Origin of the sequence: Catellatospora chokoriensis (assembly GCF_011297315.1) — a bacterium.
Lineage (GTDB): Bacteria > Actinomycetota > Actinomycetes > Mycobacteriales > Micromonosporaceae > Catellatospora > Catellatospora citrea.
Window position 1 is genome coordinate 1 of the sequence record NZ_JAAOTI010000056.1, and the last position, 18,588, is coordinate 18,588.

The window sequence follows — 18,588 nt, forward strand, 5'->3', positions numbered from 1 at the left end:
ACCTGGCGCTGGGCCACCTGCGGCGCGCGCTGCCGCGACACCGTGATCACCTTCACCGGCCATGGCGCGCCGGGGTGATCACGGTGGCAGGGTGGCGACGCGCCGTCGAACACGTCCGTAAGTTCATGATCAACCCGGGCGGGCGTGGGGTGGTGGGTCAGGGGAGGAGGTGGGCGGCGGCGCGGAGTTGGGTGGCGTGGCGGTGCAGGTCGGCGACGATCTCGGCGACGGTGGTGTCGCGCAGGCGGGCCAGGGGCACCGAGACGCTGATCGCGTCGACGGCGGGGGAGCGCAGCGGCACGGCGACGGCCAGGCACATGATGCCCTCGGTGTTCTCCTCGCGGTCCTCGGCGTGGCCGGCCTCGCGGATCCGTGCCAGTTCGGCGTGCAGCGCGTCGGGGGTGGTGAGCGTGTGCGGGGTGAGCGCGGCCAGTGGCCAGTCGAGCAGGCGGTCGACCTCGTCGTCGGCGCGCGCGGCCAGCAGCGCCTTGCCCAGCGCGGTGGCGTGGGCGGGCAGGCGGCGGCCGATCGCGCTGAACAGCCGCAGCGGATGCGCCGACTCACGTTTCGCTATGTAAACGACGTTCGGCCCGTCGAGCCGTCCCAGGTGCACGGTCTCGCCGAAGCGGGCCGCCAGGGCGTCCAGGGCGGCGTTGACCAGCCCGATCGCATCGTCGCTGTCCAGGTAGGACGCGCCGACCTGCAGGGCGCGTACGCCGAGGCCGAAGCGTGTGCCGGCGGGGTCGGTCTCCACCCAGCCGCGCTGGCTCATCGTGCGCAGCAACCCGTGCAGGCTGCTCTTGGGAATGTCCAGCTCACGGGAGAGTTCGACGAGCCCACGCGGGCCGCCGGCGGCGAGCGCCTCCAGCAGTTCGAGGGTGCGCTCGGAGGACTTCACCGGCGGGCGGTCGGCCCCCTGCTGGTTCATTGCCAATCCCTTCGTCCACCACTATGGTCACATACGTGACTGCCGTTTACCAACATGAACGCTCATCGGACATCGTCCGGCTGCTGGCCGGCGACCGGCTGCTGCCGGTGGTCATCCTCCCCGACGCGTCCGCGGCCGAGCCGCTGGCCGCCGCGCTCACCGCGGGCGGCCTCCACTCCATCGAGGTCACCCTGCGCACGCCCGCCGCGCTCGACGCGATCAAGCGGCTCGCCGCCTCCTCGGACCTGCTCGTCGGCGCGGGCACCGTGCTGAGCCCCGAGCAGGCCGAGCGGGCAGTCGACGCGGGCGCCCGCTACGTGGTCTGCCCCGGCTTCAGCGCCGCGGTGGTGCGCCGCTGCCAGGAGCTCGGCGTGCCGGTGTTCCCCGGCGTGGCCACCCCCACCGAGATCCAGATGGCGCTGGAAGCGGGCCTGGAGGCGGTGAAGTTCTTCCCGGCCGAGCAGCTCGGCGGAGCCCCGATGGTCAAGGCGCTCTCGGCGCCGTTCCCCGGGGTGCGTTTCGTGCCCACCGGCGGGGTGACCACCGCCAACCTCGCGGCCTACCTGGCCGTGCCGGCCGTGCTCGCGGTCGGCGGCACCTGGATGGTCGCCGCCGACCTGCTGGCCGCCGGGGACTACGCCGAGATCACCCGGCGCACCGCTGCGGCCGTCGCGGCCACCCGCCCGGCCGAGACCGACACCAGGGGAGAGTCCGATGCCCGTTGAGGTCCGTCCCGCCGAGGACTGCCGCTACGACCTGGTCTCGCTCGGCGAGGTGATGCTGCGCCTCGATCCGGGCGAGGGCCGGGTGCGCACCGCGCGCTCCTTCCGCGCCTGGGAGGGCGGCGGCGAGTACAACGTCGCGCGCGGGCTGCGCCGGTGCTTCGGCATGCGCACCGCACTGGTCAGCGCCTTCGCCGACAACGAGGTGGGCCGCCTGCTGGAGGACATGATCCTCACCGGCGGTGTGGACACCTCGCTGGTCACGTGGATGCCGTACGACGGCATCGGCCGCACCGTGCGCAACGGCCTCAACTTCACCGAGCGCGGCTTCGGCGTGCGCGGCGCGGTCGGCGTCTCCGACCGCGGGCACACCGCCGCCGGCCGGCTGCGGCCCGAGGACGTCGACTGGGAGCACCTGTTCGGCACGCTGGGCGTGCGCTGGTTCCACACCGGAGGCATCTACGCCGCGCTGTCCGACACCACGCCCGACGTGATCGAGGCCGCGATGGCGGCCGCCCGGCGGCACGGCACCGTCATCTCGTACGACCTCAACTACCGCCCCAGCCTGTGGAAGGCGATCGGCGGCAAGGCGCGGGCGCAGGAGGTCAACCAGCGGCTGGCCCGCTACGTCGACGTGATGATCGGCAATGAGGAGGACTTCACCGCGAGCCTCGGCTTCGAGGTGCCCGGCACCTCGGCGGACCTGTCGGACCTGGAAGCCGAGAACTTCGAGAAGATGATCGGCCAGGTCGTGCAGGAGTACGACAACTTCAAGGTGGTCGCCACGACGCTGCGCACCGTGCGCAGCGCGACGGTCAACGACTGGGGTGCGGTGGCCTGGAGCCGCGACGGCTTCGCGCACGCCACGCACCGCCCCGGCCTGGAGATCATGGACCGGGTCGGCGGCGGGGACAGCTTCGCCAGCGGCCTGATCTACGGGCTGATCAGCACCGGCGACCTGGGCCGCGCCGTCGAGTACGGCGCTGCCCACGGCGCGCTGGCGATGACCACCCCTGGCGACACCTCGATGGCGACCCGCGCCGAGGTCGAGTCCCTGATGGCAGGCGGCGGCGCCCGCGTCCAGCGCTGATCAACGGTTCCGCCCAGGCCGCCACGACGGCCTGGGCTGAACCTCGCCCGCTCGGCGCGCAGTCGAGCCGTCACACTGCCGGGGCAGGTGTTCTGTCGCTCGTTGGCGCCCTACGTGGCGGCGGTCCCGTGCCATATTGTTGCGGATGAAGGGTAGGTGCGGTCGTGGAGCATCGAGCAGACGGAAAGAAGCGCACGGTGACCGAGGAGGCCGTCAAGCGCTTCGCTGTCAGGTCCGCGAAGGCCTCGGCACAGTTGGAGCGTCGTGACGTTCCAGCCGGGTACGTACGCTCCGCGAAGGTCGAGGCGATCCTGGCGGCACGCCGGGCGCAAGGCTGATGCCGCTCACCCCGGGATACGGCGAGACCCCGGTTGCTGATGACGAACTGGTGGGCCTGCTCCCGGCAATCAGGACGCTCTCGGGGAGCCGGTCGGCAAAGCCGCCATTTACGATCTTGAGCAGGCGGTGTATGCCGCCGTGGTGGAACGACTGGTGCCGGAGATCCTCGAGGGTGACCTCACCCTCGGCGTCCTCCTCGGTGACAGCTTCGTCCGCGACCTCCACCGACAGCTCTATGGCGATATCTGGACCTGGGCCGGCATTTACCGCAAGCATGAGGTGACCATCGGCGTCGCGCCGGAGCAGGTGGCCGTCGAGCTTCGGAGTTCGCTGCAGACGATCCTCTATCGCTGGGAATACACCGACGACTGGACAGCACGCCAGCTCGGTATCGCGGTGCACGCTGAGACCGTCAGAATCCATCCGTTCACGGACGGCAATGGCCGCACCACCCGGTTACTTGCGGATCTGGTGTTCCTCGCCTCGCAAGACGACGAGACGCTAGAGACCTACGACTGGAACGTCGACAAGCCGACGTACATCGAACTTCTCCGCCGGTACGACGGGAATCGCGACCCGCGCGATCTTGCGGCCTTCGTCGCAGTGCAGCCGCTCGAGTAGGTGCTGCTGCCGAAGCCGCGCCCGTCGGCCCGCTCAGGCAGTGGGCAGCGGGTGGTAGAGGTCGCGGGCGTGGTCGGCGACGGCCGCGCCGACGATGGTCGCCTCCAGGGGAAGCATGTCCAGGCAGAGGCGGATGGCGTCGGTCATGCGCACCAGCGGGACCCGCATGGACAGCGTGCAGTGCGGCACCCAGGCCCCGGGCTGGTAGAACGAGCCGGTCTCGATGCCGGCGGCGGCCAGCCGCCCGTGCACGGCCGCGTGGTGGGTCAGCAGCTCGGCGGTCGGCACCGGTCCGAGCCAGAGCACCCGGCCCAGGAACTGCCCGATGTGGTCGAACGTCAGCTTGATCGGCGGTGCGATCGCCAGCCCCTGCAGCGCCGCCTCCACCGCGGGACCGTCGAGCACGTCCGCGCTGGTGATGGACAGGTGCGGCCGGTGCTTGCGGTGGGTGAGGTCGCGCAGGGTGGGCACGCCCTCGGCCTCGAGCGCGTTCCAGAGGGTACGCAGGCGCGCGGTGGCGACGGGGTCGAGGTAGAGCTCCAGGGCGGCGGCCATGGTGGCAGAGACTACCTCCATGATCGTCCCCGGACGACCGAGTATTGACGGCTTAAAAGGGGCATTTCGCCGTACGATCGGACACCGTGGACCTGGACCCGTTCTACGCCGCGGTGGCCGCGATCAACTTCACCCTGCTCGGCCCGTGGCTGGTCGTGGTGACCGACCGCAAGGAGCTCAGCCGCCACGACGCCGCGTCCCGCCGCACGGCGTACCTGGTCTCCCTGCAGTTCGCCATCCCCGGCACGCTGTCCCTGCTGGCCCAGGTCGCCCCGACCGTGGTCCTGCTCTGGCGCACCGCCTTCACCCTGGCCGGCATCGCGGGCGGCGTCGGCGCGATCCTGCTGGCCCGCCAGATCCACCGCCAGACCGGCACCCAAGGCATCGCCAACCTGCTCCGCTACATCGCCGTCCCCGCCTACGCCCTGGTCACCCTCATCGCCGAACTCCCCCCGAGCGCCGTGAAGTCCCTGAACATCGCCCTGACCCCACTCCAACTCGAAGCAGTACTCCTATCCATCCTGGTCTTCCTCGGCGTCCAGAAAACCTGGACCGTAGCCATGCCCCCCACCCCCTCGACACCCCCCACTGATCACGACGATCTTGCGCGAACGGTGGGTGCGACACGCTCACATCGGGCGTATCGGCAACAGCTCGCGCAAGATCGTCGTGATCTTCAGGACGGGTGGGCGGCGATGAGGGCGGCGACCATGCGGGGGAGGGCCTTGCCGATGGGGTCGCGGATCACCTCGTCGGCCACGATGTCGTAGGGGGTCGGCTGGGCGTTGACGATGGTGGTCTTCGCGCCCTCGGTCATGGCGATGGCGCAGAGTGACGCGGCGGGCTGGACCTGCAGTGAGGTGCCGACGGCCCAGAAGATCTGGCACGCCTTGGCGATCGAGCCGGCCTGGTTGAGGGTGTCGGAGTCCAGGTTCTCGCCGAACATGACGGTGCCGGCCTTGAGGATGCCGCCGCAGGACAGGCAGGCGGGGTCCGGGTCGCCGGCCTCGACGCGGTCCAGGGCGTCGCGCATGGTGCCGTGTTCGCCGCAGCCCATGCAGCGCACCGTGAACATCGTGCCGTGCAGCTCCAGCACCTTGCGCGGGGTCGAGCCCGCCTTCTGGTGCAGGCCGTCGATGTTCTGCGTGATGATCCGCACGGGGAAGCCGGCCCGCTCCAGCTCGACCAGCGCGAGATGGGCCGGGTTGGGCTGGGCGTGCCACGCCGCGTTGTCGGCGCGGGCCCGCCACGAGGCGCGGCGCACGGCCGGATCGGCCATGTAGTACTCGTACGTGAACATCTTCTCCGCGGCCGGGTCCTTGGTCCAGACACCCTGGGGGCCACGGAAGTCGGGGATTCCGGAGTCGGTGGAGATCCCGGCCCCGGTGAGCACGGCGATCATCGGCTTGGGCTCGGTCATGGCAGCACGATAGTGAACAGCGGCGGCCTCAGCAGCTCGATATACCTGGGCAGTGGTGTGAAACCGCGCCGGATATCGTGACCGGACGCGAGAGTCGGGGGACGAGACATGGACAGGCTTCCGGTCCGGAACGTGGGCGACCGTGTGGTCTGCCTCTTCGTCGAACCGCTCGGGATGGACTACTGGATGCTTCCCGGAGACGAGTTCATCGTCCTGGGCGACCCGGAGGCGCCCAGCTCCGGGCTGTCGATCGACACCATGCCCGACCACGTGATCGTCGTCGTCGACGAGGGCGACTGCTTCAACGTCGCCGTGTATGACCACCGGACGGGCGCCGAACTCGAATGCGGCCACCAGCGTCCCGCGGCCGGCTGATCACTGCGACGGCTCAGCCCTGACTCGGCGACAGCATGCCGTCGTGTGGGCGGCGGTGGTAGGCAGGGCCGTCCGGCTCGTTCATCTCGCCGCGGTAGATCCCGTTCCGGATCTCGGACTCGTATCCCGCGTACTCGGGCATGCCCATCTCCCGGGCCACGGCGAGCTCAGCGTCCACGTCGTACGGCACCCGCACGAACTGGATCGAGAACGGCGCTTCGGCGTCGGACCCGTACACCCCCTCCAGGATCACGTACACCGGGGTCGGGTCGTCCATCGAGTTGCCGACGCTGCCGGTGTTGAACAGCGTGCGCCGGGCACGGTCCACCTCGTAGTACGAGTCGTGGGTGTCGCCGTACCCGACCACGGTGGGTTCCGGCCCGTCGCCGGTCGCCGGGGTATTGGCGAACATCGACAGGAACTCCGCCTCGTCGTGGTCGAACCGGACGCGGTGGTGCACCGAGTCCGACGACGCGTGGAAGAGCCGCACCCGCCGCCCGCTCATCAGGAAGTCGTGGCTGAACGGCAGTGCCCGCAGCCACTCGCCCTGCCCCGGTGCCAGCTGCGCCAGCCACCACGCGAGCGCCTTCGTCGGGGTGTCGAAGCTCCGGTCGGGGTCGGGCAGGAAGTCGTCCCAGTTGCCGAGGATGTTGACCTCGCACCGCTCGCGGCACAGGTCGATGACCTCGCGCCCGCGCGGTCCCTTGCCGACGTAGTCGCCGAGGTTGAAGATCCGGGTGATGCCGCGGGCGTCGATGTCGTCGAGCACCGCTTCCAGCGCGGTCAGGTTGCCGTGCACGTCGGAGATCAGAGCGATGCGGTCGAGGGGCTGGCGCATTTCATGATCCTATTGCCGGTGCCGGCAGGCCGCTGTCCCGTGCCGCGCCGGCCGGTCAGCGGCCGGTCAGCGGTTTGACCCAGCGCGACCACTGCGGCTGCGGCCGGTATCCGGCTGCGGTCCAGGCCGTGGCGGCGAGGTCGTTGTCGTCGAGCACCATCGCGTCGGCCCGCCGGCCGCCCAGGGCCGCGAACCGCTGCTCGGCGGCGTCGAGCAGGGCGCGCCCGATGCCCTGGCGGCGGCGATCCGGGTGTACGGCATACCGGTAGAGGTGGCAGCGCCACCCGTCCCAGCCGGCGATCAGCGAACCGACGATCTCGTCACCGTCCACGGCCAGCAGCAGCGCCTCGGGGTCGCGGGCGAGCAGCGCGGCCACCGCCCCGGCGGCGTCGTCGCGGTCGGTGTTCTCGGCGGCGGTCTTCCAGAAGGCGAGCAGCCGCTCGATGTCGGCGGCGTCCGCGGCGCGCAGGGCGAAGGGCATGCGGGGATTCTCCCTGCTTTCCGCACGGGGCGTCGGGAACGGGTTCAGGTTTCCTGACCCCGACCGGCTGCCGTGTCCGACATCGGGTGAGCGGCCGGGTCCACCTTGTCCACGCCCTGCCGTACGGCCCGGACGGGTCGCCCCGGAGATCCGGGTGGCTGGACGGTGGCATGCGTCCGTACCGCCGCGGCGCCCGCGAAGAGCGCCAGTGCGGCGAACAGGATCACTCGCACGGCCTGGTCGCCGATCAGCCGCACCGGGTGCAGGGGCAGCGATGCCAGGCCGAGGGCGAACACCAGGGTCACCACGGACCAGAACAGCGTGGGCCGTGGCGCGGCCGTCGCGGGTCCCGGCCCGTACCAGTGCCGCAGCAGGCGGGTGCGGCCGAGGTGGACCAGCACGGCGATGGCGGCGGCGAAGCCGACGAGGTTGGAGGCGGCGGACAGGAACTCCCACCACGGCATGCCCGTCCATACCTGGCGGTGCAGGACCGGGAGGAGGACCCGGCCGCCGTCGACGGTCGGATGGGTGAACGCGTCCCAGCCGATGTGGCTGGCCGCACCGATGAGCGCCGAGGCCGCGGTGACCAGCAGGGGGTGACGGGCCAGGCCCAGCGCGCCGTAGTCGCGCAAGGCCAGCGGGCCGCCCGCGGGCAGGTGCGCGGCGACCGACGGCGCCGCCCAGCGGACCAGCCGGGTGCCGACGAGGGTCAGCGGCAGCGCCCACCACAGGGGCGCGTGCCACGCATGGCTGTGGATCGTCACGCCGTAACCGTCGGCGGCGAAGGCGAGGTCGGGCGCGACCGCGCCGATCGTCAACGCGACACCGTCGAACCAGCGCGGACGCCACAGCTTGAGCGGAACGACCGCGACGGGATGGGTCGGAAGCGTCAGCGGCATGATCCGACTCTAGAGAGAGTCGGATCATGCCGCATCGGCCGGGCCAGGCGGGCGGTTCAGGCCCGACGGGTGTACGCGGTCAGGAAGGCCAGCTCGTCCGCGTACAGGTCCAGGGTCCGTGACACGGACCGGTTGCCGTGCCCGACGTCGCCCTCGCGGCGCAGCAGCACCGGCCGGGTGCTCGACGTCGCGTGCTGCAGCGTGGCCGCGAGCTTGCGGGCGTGCAGCGGGTCCACCCGGCTGTCGCCGTCGAACACGGTGAACAGCACGGCCGGATACTCGGCGCCCTCGTGCACGTGGTGGTACGGCGAGTAGCCCAGCAGCCAGCCGAGCTGCTCCGGGTCGGCGGCGGTGCCGTACTCCCCGGCCCAGGTCGAGCCGAGGCCGAACAGCTCGTAGCGGACCATGTCCAGCAGCGGCGCGGAGCAGACCACGGCGGCGTACGCGTGCGGTCGCTGGGTCAGCGCCGCGCCGACGAGCAGGCCGCCGTTGGAGCCACCCATGATCGCCAGCTGGCCCGGCGTGGTCGTGCCGGACGCGACCAGCCAGTCCGCGGCGGCGTGGAAGTCGTCGAAGACGTTCTGCTTGCGGGCGAGCATGCCGTCGCGGTGCCACTGCTCGCCCTCCTCTCCGCCGCCGCGCAGGTTCGCCACCGCCCACACCCCGCCGGCCTCCGCCCAGGCGATGGCCATCGGCGAGTACCAGGGGGTCAGCGAGATGTTGAAGCCGCCGTACCCGTACAGCAGCGTGGGCCGGGGCCCGGTGGCGGTCCCGGCGGGCGCGACCACGAACATGCGCACGTCGGTGCCGTCGGGCGAGGTGTAGGTGACCTGCTCGGTCACCACGTCGCCGACCACGACCGCGCCGGGTGGCCGGGCCCACAGGCCGACGGTGTTGTCGCGGGCGTCGAAGCGGTGCACGGTGCCGGGCGTGGTGTGGTCGCCGTAGCTGAACCAGGCCTCGTGGCCGCCGTCGCGGCGCGACGTCAGCGGGCCGAGGCTGCCGACGCCGGGCAGCGCGACCTTGGCGACCTCCTCGCCGGTGTGCAGCTCGTGCACCGTCAGCTCGCTGAGCGCGTGCCGGGTGGTGGCCACCAGCAGCACCGGCGACTCCAGCGCCGGGCCGTCGAGGATCTCGTAGTCGTCGAGCACCGCCCCGGCGTCCTCGGCGATCAGCTCGCGCCAGTTCGCGTACGCCGGGTCGGCCGGGTCGGCCACGCACAGCCGCCACCGCGGCGCGTCGCGGTTGGTCTGCAGGTAGACCAGGTCGCCGTGGAAGTGCGGGTAGGTCATCGCGTCGACGCCCTGCTGCACGGCTCGCAGCGCGGGCGCCTCCGGCGGGCTCGCCGACAGGTCGGCCAGCCACAGGTCGTTGCGCGGGTCGGTGCCCTGGGTCTCGCTGATGGTGAGCCAGCGGCCGTCCCGGGACACCCGCGGCATGAAGTAGCGGCCGCGGGGCGAGCCGTCGCCGAGGATCAGCGAGTCGGTCTCCGGGTCGGTGCCGAGCCGGTGCAGGTACACCCGGCGGTGCAGCTTCGGGTCGTCGCCTTCGACCGTGCCCGGGGCGAGGAACCGCGAGTAGTAGAAGGCCTCGCCGCCGGGCAGCCAGGCGATCGCGGTGTGCCGCATCCGGTCGATCGGCCCGTCCACGATCGTCCCGGTGGCCACCTCCATCACCCGCAGCAGCGGCTCCTCGGTGCCGCCCACCGACAGCGCGTACGCCAGCAGGGTGCCTTCCGGCGACGGGTAGTACCAGTCCAGCGTCGTCGCCCCGGTCGGGTCGACGGCGTTCGGGTCGAGCAGGACCCGCTCGGTCCCGTCGGGTTCGATCACCAGCAGTGCCGCGTGGTCCTGCTCGGCCGCCCGCCGCTGGAAGAAGCCGTGCTCGCCGTACCAGACGGGCGCCGTCACCGCGCCGACGGCGAGCAGCTGCGCCAGCCGCTCGCGCAGGGCGGCGCGGTCGGACCAGCCCGCCCGGTGTTCGGCCAGCAGTTCGTCCTGCGCGCGGGACCAGGCCGCGGTGTCCGGGTCGGCGGGGTCCTCCAACCAGCGGTAGGGGTCGGCGATCCGGTGCCCGTGGATCTGCTCCACGAGGTTCAGCCGGGCGGCGGGCGGGTAGGCGGAGGGGGCGCGGTCCGTGGACATGCAGTAAAGGATGCACTACACGCGGTGTTGTCGCACGTGCGAGCAGTGGCGTCTGACGCTGGCCGGTAGACCCGGCAAGCCGGGCATCGTGGACATGGCCGGGCCGGCGGGCGAATGCCTGTCGGATGACGACCGACGAGCCTAAGGTGACGGCTATGCGAGGTTTGATCGTCGAGGCGGGACGCCCGAACTCGGCCCAGTACGTCGACGACCTGCCCGAACCGGACGAGTCCGAGGGCCAGGTGCTGGTGGCCGCGATCGCCGTCGGCGTGTGCGGCACCGACCGCGAGATCGTCGCGGGGGAGTACGGCACCGCGCCCGGCCCGGGAGACCGCCTGGTCATCGGGCACGAGTCGCTGGGCCGCGTGATCTCCGACGACTCCGGTCGCTGGCAACCCGGCGACCTGGTGGCCGGCATCGTGCGCCGGCCCGACCCGGTGCCCTGTCTCAACTGCCTGGTCGGCGAGTGGGACATGTGCCGCAACGGCCAGTACGTGGAGTGCGGCATCAAGCAGCGGCACGGCTTCGCCCGCGAGCGCTGGCGCGTCGAGCCCGACTTCGCGGTCGGCCTGGACGCCTCCCTGCTCGAGGTGGGCATGCTGCTGGAGCCCGCCAGTGTGGTCGCCAAGGCCTGGGAGCACATCGAACGGATCGGCCTGCGCGCCCGGTACGACCCGAGGACCGTGCTGGTCACCGGCGCCGGCCCGATCGGTCTGCTGGCCGCGCTGCTGGGCCGCCAGCGCGACCTGGAGGTCCACGTCCTCGACCGGTCCACCGACGGGCCCAAACCCGAGCTGGTCGCCGGCCTCGGCGCGACCTACCACACCGGCCTGGTCGGCGACCTGGGCTTCGAGCCGGACCTGGTGCTGGAGTGCACCGGCGCGCCGCCGCTCATCGCGCAGGTCATCGACCAGGTCGGCCCCAACGGCACGGTGTGCCTGACCGGCGTCTCCAGCGGCGGCCGCAAGCTGGCGCTGGACCTCGGCGGCCTCAACCGCGACATGGTGCTGGAGAACAACGTGGTCTTCGGCTCGGTCAACGCCAACCTGCGCCACTGGCAGGAAGCGGCCCACGCGCTCCGGTCCGCCGACCCCGCCTGGCTGTCCGCCCTGATCACCCGCCGTGTCCCCGCCGCCGACCACGCCGCGGCCCTGGAGAACCGACCCGACGACATCAAAGTCGTCCTCGACTTCACCCACTGACCCCGCCAGGACCGAGGGACGCCCGATCCTGTGTCAGGACTCTGTCGCGTACCCGTTCAGCTCGGTCGACGGCGCACCTGATAGCGCAGGTGAAGCACCCGGTTGCCCTGAATCACCACGTCCGGATCCGCCAACAGGTGCTGCGCGTCGACCGACCCGAAGTAGCGCTTGCCGGATCCGAACACGACGGGTACGACGTCCATGCGCACCTCGTCGATCAGGCCCGCGGCAAACACCTGGCCACCGACGTCGCCGGCGGCGACCTCGACCATGCGGTCACCCGCAAGCTCCTGCGCCTTGGCCACGGCCGCCTCGACGCCGTCGACGAAGTGAAACGGGGCCTCGGGGTCCCAGCCCTCGGGCGCCGGCCGGTGCGTCACGACGACCACGTGGTCGATCCCGCCCGGAGGCTTCCCGTCCCAGCCGTCCGTCATGTCGAAGACGTGGCGGCCGACGACCGTCGCCCCGATCTGGTCCCAGTACGGCCGGGTGTAGTCGTAGGACGTCTGCGACACCTTCAACACGCCGCTCTCGTCCAGCGGGACGTCACCGCTGGACAACCAGTCGAACAGCGGTCCGGGCTGATCATCGGCGTCCGCGACGAAACCGTCCACCGACACCGAGCTGTACAAGACCACCTTGCCCACGGGGCTCTCCTCTGCTTGGGGACGCCCCCAAATTAGCGTGCCGTGAGCTGTCGTTCTTGTAAGAAATCAATCGGCCGGCAGCGGCCAGCCGTCCATCGCGTGGCCGGGATGTTCGCGCATGAACCGCCGCCGGACCTCGACGTACCGGGTCGGCGTGAGCCCGGTGAACGCCCGGAAGTCGTGGCCGAAGTGGGCCTGGTCGAAGTAGCCTGCGCCACCGGCGAGGTCGCCCCAGTCGATCGGTCCGGCCGGGTCGATCGCGAACACGGCGGCGGCGAAGCGGTAGGTGCGGGCCAGCCGCTTGGGCGTGACGCCGATGAGCTCCTTGAACCGCTGTGCCAGATGAGTGCTGCTGACACCGGCTGCCTTGCCCAGGTCGCCGATCGCCGCCGCCCCGCCGGTCGCCGCGATGACCCGGCTCGTATGGCGGACCAGCCCCAGGCCCGCGGTGTCGCACAGCCGCCGCATCAGCTCCTCCTCGAGCAGCGTCAGCATCTCGTGGGGTCCGTCCGCCGCGGCCAGCCGGTCTCGCAGCTCGGCAACGGCGGGCCGGCCCCACACCTGCTCCACCGTCACCGGCCGGTCACACAGCTCGGCCGCGGGCATCGGCAGGAACGGCGCCAGCCCCCATGGCTTGACGTGCACGCCGACGGACCGGGTCGGGTGTGGGTAGCCGAATTCCCACGCGCGGGTGGGAGTGGTGATCACGCAGCCGTCGGCGTACTCGGCCGTCTCGACGTCAGTGCCGGCGCGGATGCGGAACGGCGCCCCGAGGTTGACGATGAGCAGCGCCGACGGCGCGGGCGGCAGCATCAGCCGGGCGTACGGCGGCGCACCCGCCAGGTAGTAAAGGTCGTCGATCAGCCCGTCCAGCAGCGGTCGCGGCACTCTGGACACGTACTCCACGCTCACAGCATCGCCGACGCACGCCGGCATCGCACGCCGGGACGGCCCGGCCGCGCCACCGCCGGCATCCTTCCTTTCCGGCCGTGATCAGGTGCGGCGGGCGGTGGTGGCGAGGATGACCTCGGCCAGCAGGGCCGGGTCGTCGCTCATCGGGACGTGGCCGCAGCCGGGCAGGGTCACGTGGCGGGCCTGCGGCAGCCGGTCGCGGGCGATGCCGGCCTGGCGCGGCAGCAGGATCCGGTCACGATCGCCCCAGGCCACGGTCACCGGCACGGACGGCTCGCCGCGGAACTCGTAGCCCCGCCCGGCGACCTTCGCGACCGGCCCGAACCCGGCGCCGGTCCGCAGCGCGAGGGCGTCGGCGACCGCGCGCTCGGCGTCGATGCGGCCGGGATGGCTCATCAGCATCGCGAAGGCCAGGGCCCGGGTGCGTGCGGGCCGCATGTTGGCGCGCACCATCGGCTGGGGCAGCAGCGTGCCCCAGCGCAGCGCGGTGAGCACGGTCAGCGCGTACCGCACCTGCCAGCGCTTCCAGAAACCGGCCGGGGCGATCGCGGTCGCGGAGGCGACGAGCCCGGCCGCGGCCAGTTCCAGCGCGATCGCGCCGCCGAGACTGTTGCCCGCCACATGCGGCCGGTGCAGGCCCTGCTCGTCGAACCACTGGGCGACGGCGGCGACGGTCTGTGCCATGTCGGCGGGCATGCCGTCGGCCGGGACCGGCGATCGGCCGAAGCCGGGCAGGTCGATGGCGATCACGTCGTGGGCCTCGGCCAGCAGGTCGAGCACCGGCTCCCAGGCCCGCCAGTGATGGCCGATGCCGTGGATCAGCACCAGCGGTTCGCCCGCGCCGCGGCGCTCGTACGCCACCTCGATCGTCATGCCCGCACCCGCTTCCGTCGCCCGCTCACCGGATCCCCCTGCGGCCCGACTCGGCGCTGTGCACGCCGAACGACCGGCCCAGCGCCGCCACCTCCTGCTCCAGCTGCGGCACCAGCGACCGCGACCGCCGTCCCACCAGCCGGTCGGCGAACGCGCTGTTCACCACGGTGCGCAGCAGCTGCACACCGCCGATGGCGCGCGGCACGTACACCCGCCTGCGCCGCCGCTCCAGCCCGCGCACGAACGCCTGCGCGCACCGCTCGACGGAGCTGGTCGAGCCGACCGGCCAGGGCAGGCTGCCGAACGCGGCGCGAAACGACGGCAGGTCGTCCTTGGCGTCGCGGACCAGGTCGGTGTCGACCCACCCGGGGTGGGCGGTGCCGACGCCGACGCCGTGGTGGGCCAGCTCCAGCCGCAGCGCGTTGCCGAAGTGCTCGACCCCGGCCTTCGCCGCGCAGTACGCGGACATGCCGGGCAGCGCGGTGAACGCCGCCGTCGACGACACCAGCAGGTAGTAGCCGCGGGCGGCGATGACCGGCGCGGCCGTGGCGGCGGCCGTGCGCATCACGCCGATCAGGTTCACCTCGACGGTGCGGGCCAGCGCCTCGACGTCGCCCGTGGCGACCGTGCCGAGACCGGCGATCCCGGCGTTGGCGAGCACGCGGTCGATACGCCCGAAGGCCCGCAGCGTCCCGGCGACGGCCCGCTCCAGCGCGGCCGAGTCGGTGACGTCGGCCTCGAACCAGGCTGCGGCGCCCGCGCCGTGGGCGGCGGTGAGCTCCTCGGCCCGCCGGCGCAGCCGGTCCGGTTCGAGCCCGACCAGGGACAGCCGCGCCCCGCGGGCGGCCGCCAGGCGGGCGGTGTGCGCGCCGATGCCCCGGGCCGCGCCGGTGATCAGCACAACCTGGTCACGCAGCTCGTTGCTCATGCCCGCTCCTCGCTGCGCTCGTCACGGGCATGGGGACCCAGGCACGTGAGTCGTTCGTGACGCTCGCTCATCGGTGCTCCTCGGCGACGGGGGTGCGGGCCGGCACGGCCCGGTAGGCGGCGGCGTCGAAGCGGCGCGTGCGCAGCCAGTACGACCAGGTGTAGCCGGGCCACAGGGTGGAGTTGCGGCCGCTGGGGTCGAGATACCAGCTGCGGCAGCCGCCGCTGGTCCACACCGTGCCGTCCATCGCGCGGTCCAGCGCGGCGTTGTACGCCCGCTGCGCCTCGGGCAGCGGCTCGATCGCGGCGACGCCGGTGGTGTCGAGGTGGCGCAGCGCGCCGAGCAGGTAGCTGAGCTGGCACTCGATCATGAACACGACGGAGTTGTGGCCGAGCCCGGTGTTCGGGCCGAGCAGCAGGAACAGGTTCGGGAAGCCGGTGACGGCGGTGCCGCGGTAGGCGTACATGCTGCCCGCCCAGTGCTCGGCCAGGGTGCGCCCGTCGGCACCGCGGATCGCCCGCGCCATCGGCAGGTCGGTGACGTGGAAGCCGGTGCCGAACACGAGGGTGTCGACGGGATGCGCCCGCCCGTCGCCGGTGACCACGCCGTCGGCGGTGACCCGGGTGATCGGCTCGGTGACCACGTCCACGTTGGCGCGTTCCAGCGCGGGGTAGAAGTCATCGGACAGCAGCACCCGCTTGCAGCCCATCGTGTACGAGGGCGTGAGCCGTTCGCGCAGCACCGGGTCGGCGACCGAGCGGCGCAGGTGCCGGCGGGCCATGCCCTGCCCGAGCCGCATCAGCGCCGGGCGCAGGAACGCGGTGGCCTGGACCTCGCGTCCCCAGTACACCCCGGCCCGCGCGAGCCGATGGGTGAACGGCGCGGCACGGAACAGCCGCCGCTCGACGGCGCTGATGCGCCGGTCGCGGCGCGGCAGCACCCAGGCCGGGGTGCGCTGGAACAGCGTCAGCGCGGCCACCTGCGGCGCGATCTGCGGCACGAACTGGATCGCCGACGCCCCGGTGCCGATCACGGCGACCCGGCGCCCGGCCAGCTCGAGGTCATGCCGCCAGCGCGCGGAGTGGAACGCCTCGCCGCGGAACTCGGCGAGGCCGGGCAGCTCGGGGATCGACGGCTCGGTGAGCGGCCCGCCCGCCGCGACCAGGATCTGCGCGGTGTATGCCCCGTGCGAGGTGTCGAGCCGCCACAGCCGCGCGTCGGCGTCCCAGGCGGCCGCGTACACCTCGTGCCCGAGCCGCAGATGGGGGCGCACGCCGTGCTCGTCGGAGCAGCGGCGCAGGTAGGCCCAGATCTCCGGCTGTGGCGAGAAGCTGCGGCTCCAGCCCGGATTGCGGATGAAGGAGAAGGAGTACAGGTGCGAGGGCACGTCGCAGGCGCAGCCGGGGTAGGAGTTGTCGCGCCAGGTCCCGCCGACCTCGTCACCGCGGTCGAAGACCAGGAAATCGCGGTAGCCCGCGCCGCGCAGCCGGATGGCGGTGCCGATCCCGCCGAACCCGGCGCCGATGATCGCGATGCGGGTATGGCGGTCCGCATTGTCGCTGCTCACGGGCGACCTCCTATGTGGTACCAATGCGTACCAGCTCTTGCCCGAGAAATTACCATCGGGTAACAGAGCAGGGAAGGCCCGAAATCGTCACGAGCCACCGGTACAGTCTCCACCCAATCGACCCCTGACGCGCCCGACCAGCGGAGGAGCCTTGGCCGCCCCCACCCGGACGCCCGAGTCGGTCCGCCGTGACCTGACCACGGCGCTCGCCGCCTGCGTGGCCGAGAAGGGCTACGCATCGACCACCATCGCCGACATCGTGGCGCTGGCCAGGGTTTCCAAGCGCACCTTCTATGAGCACTTCACGACCAAGGAAGAGTGCCTGACGGCGCTCTACGAGCACGTCTGCGACCGGCTGATGCTGATCATCCGCGCGGCGGCCTCCGGCGACCAGCCCTGGCCGCAGCGCATCAGCGACGGCGCGGCGGCATACCTCGGCGCGCTGGAGACGATGCCGGCGTTCACCCGGACCATGCTGATCGAGGTGCAGGCGGCCGGGCACCGCGCGTTCAGGCTGCGCCAGCTGACCCTGCAGCGCTTCGCGGGCACCCTGGTCGACCTGGTGGAGGTGGGCCGGCTCAGCGACCCGGACCTGCGGCCGCTGTCGCAGGCGCAGGCGCTGGCCATCGTCGGCGGTATCAACGAGCTGCTGCTGCACGCCATCGACCCGTACACCGGGTCGGCCGGCGCGGACGTCGAGGGCCGGTTCGCGGCGCTGCACACCGACGTGGTCCGGTTGATCTCGGCGGTGCTCAACCACCGCGGCTGAAACTTTCACCGGCAGGTCAACGCATAGATGACCGGTATTGTGTCGTGCTTGTTTCGTGTGCGACGATGACCGCATTCGCGTTGGGAGCACACGCGATTTCATCGCCGAGGGCACCCGGTGTCTCGCCGGGACGGCGTTGTCACGGACCGCGTTCCGGTCGTCTGCGTTCACCTCAGTTCCGCCCGCCGGGCCGGGCAATCCGCACCACTCTCGTGGCGCCTCGGCGCGGCCCGCCTCTCGGCCGTGCCTGGTCCACACCGGACCCCTGCCCGGGGATCCGGAAACGGCCCAAGGAGAAGGCAATGAGATTCCCGATCAGGCTGTCCGGAAGGCGCAAGGTGATCGCGCTGACCGGCGCGAGCGCCCTCGTGGTCGCCGGCCTCGTCACGATCCCCGCGGCGATCGCGCACGCCGCGCCCGGTTGTGACATCGCGTACACCAGCAACGACTGGACCGAAGCCCCCGGCAGCGGCGGCTTCACCGCGTCCATCACCGTCAAGAACACCGGCGACCCGATCACGAGCTGGTCGCTCAAGTTCGCGTTCCCGTCGGGCCAGACGCTGACCGCTCCCGGCTGGTCGGCCACCTGGTCGCAGTCGGGCGCCAACATCACGGGCAACAGCCTGTCCTACAACGGCACGCTCGGCACCGGCGCGTCGACCAGCATCGGCTTCAACGGCCGCTGGTCCGGCGCCAACACCAAGCCGACGTCGTTCACGCTGAACAACACCACCTGCACCACCGGTGGGGTGACCCCGAGCCCGAGCACCGGCCCGAGCAGCAGCCCGAGCCCGAGCACCCAGCCGAGCCCGAGCACCAGCCCGAGCCCGCAGACCCGGTCGATCATCATCACCCCGTCGTCGGTGAGCGTCGCCGAGGGCAGCAGCTCGTCGGTCACGGTCAAGCTGAGCGCCGCGCCGACCAGCAACGTGACGGTGGCCCTGGCCCGCAGCGGCGACACCAGCATCACCGCCCCGTCGTCGGTCACGCTGACCCCGTCGAACGCGGTCGCCGGCGTGAGCGTCTCGATCGCGGCCGCCGAGGACAGCGACCAGACCCACGGCACCGCCACGGTGGCGGCGTCCGCCTCGGGCTACACCGGCGCCTCGCTGGCGGTGACCGAGATCGACAACGACATCACGCAGAGCGGCAAGGTCGACAACCCGTACTCGGGGGCGCGTGGTTACGTGAACCCGGAGTGGAGCGCGAAGGCGGCGTCGGTGTCCGGCGGCAGCCGGGTGTCGAACCTGTCGACGGCGGTGTGGCTGGACCGGATCG

General features: G+C 72.0%; 21 protein-coding genes. 9 read left to right on the top strand and 12 right to left on the bottom strand.

Annotation, left to right across the window (positions count from 1 at the left end; translation table 11 throughout):
- Nucleotides 1-157: 157 nt before the first annotated feature.
- Nucleotides 158-928, bottom strand: a complete 771-nt coding sequence (locus tag HAV39_RS41350; RefSeq protein ID WP_191844538.1) for an IclR family transcriptional regulator — start codon at nt 926-928, stop codon at nt 158-160.
- A 35-nt stretch (nt 929-963) separates the two neighbouring features.
- On the opposite strand from HAV39_RS41350, the gene HAV39_RS41355 reads away from it, so the two are divergent.
- The 4 genes from HAV39_RS41355 to HAV39_RS41370 all read left to right on the top strand — a co-directional run bounded on the left by HAV39_RS41355 (nt 964) and on the right by HAV39_RS41370 (nt 3,700).
- On the top strand, nt 964-1,653 hold the full coding sequence (locus HAV39_RS41355) for a bifunctional 4-hydroxy-2-oxoglutarate aldolase/2-dehydro-3-deoxy-phosphogluconate aldolase (RefSeq protein ID WP_239121061.1): 690 nt from the start codon (nt 964-966) through the stop codon (nt 1,651-1,653).
- Nucleotides 1,643-2,740, top strand: a complete 1,098-nt coding sequence (locus tag HAV39_RS41360) for a sugar kinase (RefSeq protein WP_191844540.1) — start codon at nt 1,643-1,645, stop codon at nt 2,738-2,740. Before HAV39_RS41355 ends, HAV39_RS41360 begins: the two co-directional genes overlap by 11 nt.
- Nucleotides 2,741-2,904: 164 nt before the next feature.
- Nucleotides 2,905-3,078, top strand: a complete 174-nt coding sequence (locus HAV39_RS41365; RefSeq protein WP_191844541.1) for a hypothetical protein — start codon at nt 2,905-2,907, stop codon at nt 3,076-3,078.
- 142 nt (nt 3,079-3,220) lie between these two features.
- The gene (locus tag HAV39_RS41370) at nt 3,221-3,700 is read left to right on the top strand and encodes a Fic family protein (protein ID WP_203736757.1); all 480 of its coding nucleotides are present in this window, start codon (nt 3,221-3,223) and stop codon (nt 3,698-3,700) included.
- A gap of 33 nt (nt 3,701-3,733) precedes the next feature.
- On the opposite strand, the gene HAV39_RS41375 is transcribed toward HAV39_RS41370, so the two are convergent.
- Nucleotides 3,734-4,276: a 2'-5' RNA ligase family protein gene (locus HAV39_RS41375; RefSeq protein WP_308440922.1), complete on the bottom strand. Its 543-nt coding sequence runs from the start codon at nt 4,274-4,276 to the stop codon at nt 3,734-3,736.
- Nucleotides 4,277-4,341: 65 nt separating this feature from the next.
- Between HAV39_RS41375 and HAV39_RS41380 the strand changes: the two genes are divergently transcribed.
- Complete coding sequence (locus HAV39_RS41380; RefSeq protein ID WP_191844542.1) at nt 4,342-5,025, top strand: hypothetical protein; 684 nt, start codon at nt 4,342-4,344, stop codon at nt 5,023-5,025.
- Here HAV39_RS41380 and HAV39_RS41385 read toward each other — a convergent pair.
- Nucleotides 4,932-5,675: an SIR2 family NAD-dependent protein deacylase gene (locus HAV39_RS41385; RefSeq protein WP_191844543.1), complete on the bottom strand. Its 744-nt coding sequence runs from the start codon at nt 5,673-5,675 to the stop codon at nt 4,932-4,934. The two genes, HAV39_RS41380 and HAV39_RS41385, sit on opposite strands and share 94 nt — an antisense overlap.
- A 132-nt stretch (nt 5,676-5,807) precedes the next feature.
- Here HAV39_RS41385 and HAV39_RS41390 point away from each other — a divergent pair, with 132 nt between their 5' ends.
- Nucleotides 5,808-6,050, top strand: a complete 243-nt coding sequence (locus HAV39_RS41390) for a hypothetical protein (protein ID WP_191844544.1) — start codon at nt 5,808-5,810, stop codon at nt 6,048-6,050.
- Nucleotides 6,051-6,063: 13 nt separating this feature from the next.
- On the opposite strand, the gene HAV39_RS41395 is transcribed toward HAV39_RS41390, so the two are convergent.
- The 4 genes from HAV39_RS41395 to HAV39_RS41410 are packed head-to-tail and all read right to left on the bottom strand — an operon-like array spanning nt 6,064 to nt 10,412.
- Complete coding sequence (locus HAV39_RS41395; RefSeq protein WP_191844545.1) at nt 6,064-6,888, bottom strand: metallophosphoesterase family protein; 825 nt, start codon at nt 6,886-6,888, stop codon at nt 6,064-6,066.
- A gap of 55 nt (nt 6,889-6,943) precedes the next feature.
- On the bottom strand, nt 6,944-7,369 hold the full coding sequence (locus HAV39_RS41400) for a GNAT family N-acetyltransferase (protein ID WP_191844546.1): 426 nt from the start codon (nt 7,367-7,369) through the stop codon (nt 6,944-6,946).
- Between the two features lie 44 nt (nt 7,370-7,413).
- Complete coding sequence (locus HAV39_RS41405; protein WP_191844547.1) at nt 7,414-8,268, bottom strand: DUF4184 family protein; 855 nt, start codon at nt 8,266-8,268, stop codon at nt 7,414-7,416.
- Nucleotides 8,269-8,324: 56 nt separating this feature from the next.
- Nucleotides 8,325-10,412: a prolyl oligopeptidase family serine peptidase gene (locus tag HAV39_RS41410; protein WP_191844548.1), complete on the bottom strand. Its 2,088-nt coding sequence runs from the start codon at nt 10,410-10,412 to the stop codon at nt 8,325-8,327.
- A 155-nt stretch (nt 10,413-10,567) separates the two neighbouring features.
- Between HAV39_RS41410 and HAV39_RS41415 the strand changes: the two genes are divergently transcribed.
- Complete coding sequence (locus HAV39_RS41415; RefSeq protein WP_191844549.1) at nt 10,568-11,614, top strand: glucose 1-dehydrogenase; 1,047 nt, start codon at nt 10,568-10,570, stop codon at nt 11,612-11,614.
- Nucleotides 11,615-11,670: 56 nt separating this feature from the next.
- Here the strand turns inward: HAV39_RS41415 and HAV39_RS41420 are convergent, their stop codons facing one another.
- The 5 genes from HAV39_RS41420 to HAV39_RS41440 form a co-directional block, all read right to left on the bottom strand.
- On the bottom strand, nt 11,671-12,261 hold the full coding sequence (locus tag HAV39_RS41420) for a dihydrofolate reductase family protein (RefSeq protein WP_191844550.1): 591 nt from the start codon (nt 12,259-12,261) through the stop codon (nt 11,671-11,673).
- 66 nt (nt 12,262-12,327) lie between these two features.
- Complete coding sequence (locus HAV39_RS41425; protein WP_239121060.1) at nt 12,328-13,167, bottom strand: helix-turn-helix domain-containing protein; 840 nt, start codon at nt 13,165-13,167, stop codon at nt 12,328-12,330.
- An 87-nt stretch (nt 13,168-13,254) separates the two neighbouring features.
- Entirely contained in the window at nt 13,255-14,046 is a 792-nt protein-coding gene (locus HAV39_RS41430; RefSeq protein WP_191844551.1) for an alpha/beta fold hydrolase, read from the bottom strand.
- A 25-nt stretch (nt 14,047-14,071) separates the two neighbouring features.
- Nucleotides 14,072-14,974 carry an SDR family oxidoreductase gene (locus HAV39_RS41435; protein ID WP_191844552.1) on the bottom strand — a complete coding sequence of 301 codons (903 nt, stop codon included), beginning with the start codon at nt 14,972-14,974 and terminating at the stop codon, nt 14,072-14,074.
- A gap of 67 nt (nt 14,975-15,041) precedes the next feature.
- Entirely contained in the window at nt 15,042-16,541 is a 1,500-nt protein-coding gene (locus tag HAV39_RS41440) for a flavin-containing monooxygenase (protein ID WP_191844553.1), read from the bottom strand.
- Between the two features lie 151 nt (nt 16,542-16,692).
- Between HAV39_RS41440 and HAV39_RS41445 the strand changes: the two genes are divergently transcribed.
- Nucleotides 16,693-17,310 carry a TetR/AcrR family transcriptional regulator gene (locus tag HAV39_RS41445; protein ID WP_191844554.1) on the top strand — a complete coding sequence of 206 codons (618 nt, stop codon included), beginning with the start codon at nt 16,693-16,695 and terminating at the stop codon, nt 17,308-17,310.
- A 302-nt stretch (nt 17,311-17,612) separates the two neighbouring features.
- Nucleotides 17,613-18,588, top strand: a 976-nt coding sequence (locus HAV39_RS41450; RefSeq protein ID WP_191844555.1) for a cellulose binding domain-containing protein, incomplete at its 3' end; no start/stop codon positions are given.

Bases quoted from the DNA above. Each gene is read 5' to 3' on its own strand.
- HAV39_RS41415 (WP_191844549.1), top strand. From the start codon at position 10,568: ATGCGAGGTTTGATCGTCGAGGCGGGACGCCCGAACTCGGCCCAGTAC.
- HAV39_RS41395 (WP_191844545.1), bottom strand. From the start codon at position 6,888: ATGCGCCAGCCCCTCGACCGCATCGCTCTGATCTCCGACGTGCACGGC.
- HAV39_RS41375 (WP_308440922.1), bottom strand. From the start codon at position 4,276: ATGGAGGTAGTCTCTGCCACCATGGCCGCCGCCCTGGAGCTCTACCTC.
- HAV39_RS41410 (WP_191844548.1), bottom strand. From the start codon at position 10,412: ATGTCCACGGACCGCGCCCCCTCCGCCTACCCGCCCGCCGCCCGGCTG.
- HAV39_RS41350 (WP_191844538.1), bottom strand. From the start codon at position 928: ATGAACCAGCAGGGGGCCGACCGCCCGCCGGTGAAGTCCTCCGAGCGC.
- HAV39_RS41400 (WP_191844546.1), bottom strand. From the start codon at position 7,369: ATGCCCTTCGCCCTGCGCGCCGCGGACGCCGCCGACATCGAGCGGCTG.
- HAV39_RS41360 (WP_191844540.1), top strand. From the start codon at position 1,643: ATGCCCGTTGAGGTCCGTCCCGCCGAGGACTGCCGCTACGACCTGGTC.
- HAV39_RS41430 (WP_191844551.1), bottom strand. From the start codon at position 14,046: ATGACGATCGAGGTGGCGTACGAGCGCCGCGGCGCGGGCGAACCGCTG.
- HAV39_RS41405 (WP_191844547.1), bottom strand. From the start codon at position 8,268: ATGCCGCTGACGCTTCCGACCCATCCCGTCGCGGTCGTTCCGCTCAAG.
- HAV39_RS41435 (WP_191844552.1), bottom strand. From the start codon at position 14,974: ATGAGCAACGAGCTGCGTGACCAGGTTGTGCTGATCACCGGCGCGGCC.
- HAV39_RS41385 (WP_191844543.1), bottom strand. From the start codon at position 5,675: ATGACCGAGCCCAAGCCGATGATCGCCGTGCTCACCGGGGCCGGGATC.